General features: G+C 71.9%; 3 protein-coding genes. All 3 read right to left on the reverse strand.

From position 1 onward, the window contains the following. Window positions 1-138 precede the first annotated feature (138 nt). Window positions 139-2,280 (reverse strand): putative bifunctional diguanylate cyclase/phosphodiesterase, encoded by a 2,142-nt coding sequence (locus C1I97_RS31675; protein WP_111006499.1) that lies wholly within the window; start codon window positions 2,278-2,280, stop codon window positions 139-141. Beyond that, on the reverse strand, window positions 2,277-3,089 hold the full coding sequence (locus C1I97_RS31680; protein WP_111006500.1) for an SAM-dependent methyltransferase: 813 nt from the start codon (window positions 3,087-3,089) through the stop codon (window positions 2,277-2,279). The genes C1I97_RS31675 and C1I97_RS31680 overlap by 4 nt, the downstream gene beginning before the upstream one ends. Before the next feature lie 233 nt (window positions 3,090-3,322). Then, window positions 3,323-4,285 (reverse strand): SCO0930 family lipoprotein, encoded by a 963-nt coding sequence (locus C1I97_RS31685; protein ID WP_111006501.1) that lies wholly within the window; start codon window positions 4,283-4,285, stop codon window positions 3,323-3,325. Window positions 4,286-4,767 lie beyond the last annotated feature (482 nt).

The following is a 4,767-nucleotide window of genomic DNA, read 5'->3' on the forward strand; positions in this document are numbered from 1 at the left end:
CCCAGGGGCTCCGCGCCCCTTCGACCCCGCTGGGGGCTTCGCCCCTCAGCCCCCGGGGGAACGTGTTCGGGTGCGGGTGCGTGGGGGCTGGTCGCGCAGTTCCCCGCGCCCCTGAAGCCCTGGCCCGGGTGTCCCCGGTCAGCCCGTCGCGTCCGCCAGTGCCAGTTCGTGCAGGCGTTCCGGGGGGCCCGGGCGGGCGTAGTACCAGCCCTGGGCCGTGTCGCAGCCGAGCAGGCGGAGTTGTTCGGCCTGGGCGCCGGTCTCCACGCCCTCCACCGTGACCGCCAGGCCCAGACTGTGGGCGAGGGACACGATGCCCTCGACGATCTTGAGGTCGACGGGGTCGGCCGGGAACTGCTGCATGCCCTGGGTGAAGGAACGGTCCAGCTTGAGGACGCTCACCGGCAGCCGGCGCAGGTTGGCCAGGTTGGAGTAGCCGGTGCCGAAGTCGTCCAGGGCGATGTCGACGCCCATCTCGGCGAGCCGCCGCAGCGGTTTGAGCAGGTCGTCGTCCGCGCCGATCAGCGCCGACTCGGTGACCTCCAGGCAGAGGGCGTCCGGCCGCACCCCCATCTCGTCCAGGATCTCGACGGTGTCCTGGACGAGATGGGGGTGGTGGAGCTGGCAGGGCGAGAGGTTGACGTTGATGCGCAGGGGGCCCGCGGACCCGGCGGGGTGCAACTCCCGCCACTCGCGGGCCTGACGTACCGACTGCTCCATGACCCAGCGGCCCAGCGGGACGATCAGCCCGGTGTGCTCGGCGAGCGGGATGAACCGGTCGGGGCCGATGATGCCGTGCTGCGGGTGCAGCCACCGCACCAGCGCCTCGGCGCCCCGTACGCTGCCGTCGCCGAGGTGCACCAGCGGCTGGTACTCGATGAAGAACTCGCCCCGCTCCAGGGCCGCCGGCAGCGCCGTGGTCAGCCCGTGCCGGGTGATGGTGCGGGCGTCGGCCTCGGGGTCGGCGAGCTCGAAGCGGTTGCCGCCGGCCGACTTGGCCCGGTACATGGTGATGTCCGCGCTGCGCAGCACCTCCGCCGCGCTGCGCTCCCCCACCGGGCCCTCGACGACGCCGATGCTGCCGCGCACGGTCAGCTCGCGGCCTTCGATGCGGATGGGGGCGACCAGCGCGTTCATGATGCGGGCGGCGAGCTCGTCGGCCTCGTGCCGGGTGCCGGTCCCGGTGGTCAGCGCGACGAACTCGTCGCCGCCGAGCCGGGCGACCATCTCGCCGGGTGCGGTCGCGCACGCCTGGAGCCGGTCGGCGACCTCGACGAGCAGCCGGTCGCCGGCCGCGTGTCCGAGGCTGTCGTTGATGGTCTTGAAGCCGTCCAGGTCGAGGTAGCACAGGCCGAAGCGCCGGCCCTCGCCCGCGTTCAGCGCCTTCTCCAGCCGCTCGAAGAACAGCGTGCGGTTGGGCAGGCCGGTCAGCGCGTCGTGGGTGGCCTCGTAGCGCAGGCGGAGGTTGAGCAGCCGCCGCTCGGTGGTGTCCTCCATCAGGGCGAGCTGGTACTGCGGGTTGCCGTCGGCGTCGCGCAGGAGGGAGACCGTCAGGTTGGTCCACAGGACCGTTCCGTCGGGGCGGTAGAAGGCCTTCTCCACGTGGTAGTGCTCGCGTTCGCCGCGCACCAGCTCCTCGTACAGCCGCCACACCTGCGGCGCGTCCTCGGTGTGCGTCCAGTCCTGTACGTTGCGGCTGCGCAGGCCCTGCTCGGAGCCGCCGAACATGCGCAGCAGCGCACCGTTGACCTGCAGGACGTTGCCCTCCAGGTCGGCTATGCCGATGCCTATCGCCGCGCCCTCGAACACCGCGCGGAAGCGCGCCTCGCTGGCGTGCAGCGCCTGCGCGACCACGCCCTGGGCGCGCAGCGCGGCCTGCGCGATCGCCTCCTGCTCGGCCAGCGCGCGCTCGCGCAGCGCCCGCGCGAACCCGGCCGCCATCGCGTGCTGCAGCCGGGAGCAGCGGGCCCTCAGGTCCTCCTGGTCGCCGCCCTCCCCGCAGTAGAGCACGAGGTAGGCGTCGAGGCAGTCCAGCGTGCGGCTGAGCGCCTCGGGCGCGGTGCAGTGCGCGTCGACCAGCGCGGCGCCGGCCGCCTCGCCCTCCGCGGCGTCGAAGGCCCTGGCCAGCAGCGCCCTGCTCAGGCGGCGGGCGAGCGGCAGGAGCCGTTCCTCGAACTCCGGGCGGGTCAGCGACGTGGAGGTCACCGGGAAGACCGCCCGGCTCCAGATCGTCGTCAGCCGGCGCAGTCTGTCCTCCGGCCCGTCCGGTTCCGCGCTCACGCCGTACGTCCCACGCCGGCGAAACCGGAGAAGGCATAGGGGTCCTCGTCCTCCGGTGCCGTACGGGACCGCCAGGACGCCAACGGCACCAGCCCGGGTTCCACCATGTCGTACCCCTCGAAGAACCGCGCGATCTCGTCGCGCGAGCGCATGATCAACGGGTTGCGGATGTCCTTGTAGACGTCGACCACGGACTCGCTGCGCTCCTCGGGGAGCGGGATTCCCTCGTGCGAGGCGTGCGTGAGGATGAGGAGGCTGCCGGGCGCGAGCGCGTCGCGCAGCTCGGCCACCGCCTGGTAGGGGTCGTCCGCGTCTTCCACGAAGTGCAGTATGGCAACGAGAAGCAGTGCGACTGGCCGGTTCAGGTCGATCAGCCGTCGCACCAGGGGGCTTTCGAGGATTTCCCGGGGCTTGCGCAGATCGGCCGCGACCACGTCCGCGTCCTCGTTGCCCTCGAGGACCGCCTGGCTGTGGGCGACGGCCACCGGGTCGTGGTCGACGTACACCACACGCGCGCCGGGGCGGGCGGCCTGGGCGACCTCGTGCACGCTGCCGAAGGTGGGGATGCCGGAGCCGATGTCCAGGAACTGGGTGATGCCCTCCTCCAGGGCGAAGTCCACGGCGCGGCGCATGAAGGCCCGGTTCGCCTGCATGACCTTGGGCAGTCCCGGCATGAACTCCATGGCCCTGCGGGCCGCTTCCCGGTCCACCTCGAAGTTGTGCGAACCGCCCAGGTAGTAGTCGTAGATACGAGCGACGCTCGGCACCGAGATGTCGATACTCCGTGGGGCCCAAGCGGGACGCTCCATCTGTCTCTCCAAGGCGTAGGCGATCCGGTGTTCGAGCCGAAGGCTACTGATCGCCTGCCAACGGGGCGAGCCGAAAAGGAAATTGACCATCCGTTCCCGGTCACCGCCCGCGGTCGCGGATCACCCTTCACGCCCGCATCACGGCGATCCGCCCCGATGTGCGCACACAGCGGACCGCCCCCTCCGTGCGGCGCGGAGGGGGCGGCCGGTCTGTCCTGACCCGGGAGGGCGGTCTACTTCGGCGCGCCGATCGGCTTGCCGTCGGGCGAGACGGCGAACCAGGTGCCGCCGATGCCCTGACCGTTGACGTCCCCGGGCTTCTTGTCCCCGGCGAAGGTGTAGATGGGCCAGCAGCCGATGGACATCTGCTTGACTCCGTCCGGCCGGGTGAAGGGCATCAGGCCCTTCTTCACGATGCCCTTGACGTCGTTCTCGGCGACGGGCGCCACGGCCGGCCACTTCTCCAGGCAGGAACCGGTGCAGGCGGAGACCGACTTCGGCCACGCCTGGTCCTTGGTGAAGCGGTAGACCGTCATGCCGTTCTTGTCGACGACGACGTCGCCCAGCTCGGTCTTCCTCACCGACAGGCCCGGCAGACTCGCCAGCGAGGCCTTCTTGCCGTCGGACGCCAGGGCGAACCACTTGCCGTTCACGCCCTGGCCGTTGGTCTCACCGACCTCGGTGTCCTTCGCGTAACGGTACGCGGGCCAGCCGCCGATCGTCAGCTGCTTGGTGCCGTCGGCGCGGGTGACCTCGCCGAGCAGGGCCTTGTCGATGCCGGGACCGGCGGTGGCGTCGTCGGCGGGAACGGGCGGCCAGGCCGTGGCGCAGCCGCCGTCGCAGTTGGACTTGGGGGGCTCGGCCGTGTCCTCGTCGAAGCGGTACAGGGTCATCCCGGCGCTGTCGGTCACCACCTTGCCCAGCTCCGCGTTGGTGGAGACCGTGAGCTGTCCGGCGGGCTTCGGCACGTCCGCGGAATCCTGCCGGCCGTCGGCACCGTAACCGTTGCCTGCGCCGGCCCCGGCGCCGACCCCGGTGCCGGTCCCCGCTCCGGAGCTGCCGAAGCCGCCGGCCGCGGCCGTCGCACCCACGTTCTGGCTGCCCGCCGAAGGGGTTTCCTGACCGCACGCCGTCGTCAACGCCAGCACAGCCGCGGCCGTCGCCACGAGAGAGGCGCTCCGCCAGGAGGTGTTCATCGTCAACTCCCCATAATCCCAAGGGTGTCGCAGCGCCCTGCTGCGCCGCCGCACGACACTGGGTACGCACGGGGGTGCTGGTTGTGTTCAACGGCGACGCGGATTTCTTTCCGGAACCTGCGGCACGTTCCGGCCGATCCGTACGCGCGTACCCCTCCACGGCGGCGCGCCGGTCGGCCGGTCAAACCCCCTGACCTGCCACTTCCCACCTTCGGGGCAATCCACGGGCACCGCGGCGTGCCCCGGTCCGCCAGAGCTCATGATCTCGGTCGTGCATGGAGTGCAACGACCCGAACCGAACCGATCCGCCCTGATGCTGCGGGTGTTGGCGCCGGCGGTCCTGGCCTGGACGTGCGTGGGCGGGCCGGCCGCCCCGGCCGCGGCCGACGCCTGCGCGTACGTCTCCACGGGCCTGGACGGAACGGTGGCGGTGGCGGCGGCCGGCGGCCCCTGGCCCTCACTGCCGCCGCCCTGCCCGCAGC

The organism is Streptomyces sp. NTH33, from assembly GCF_003236365.1.
GTDB lineage: Bacteria > Actinomycetota > Actinomycetes > Streptomycetales > Streptomycetaceae > Streptomyces.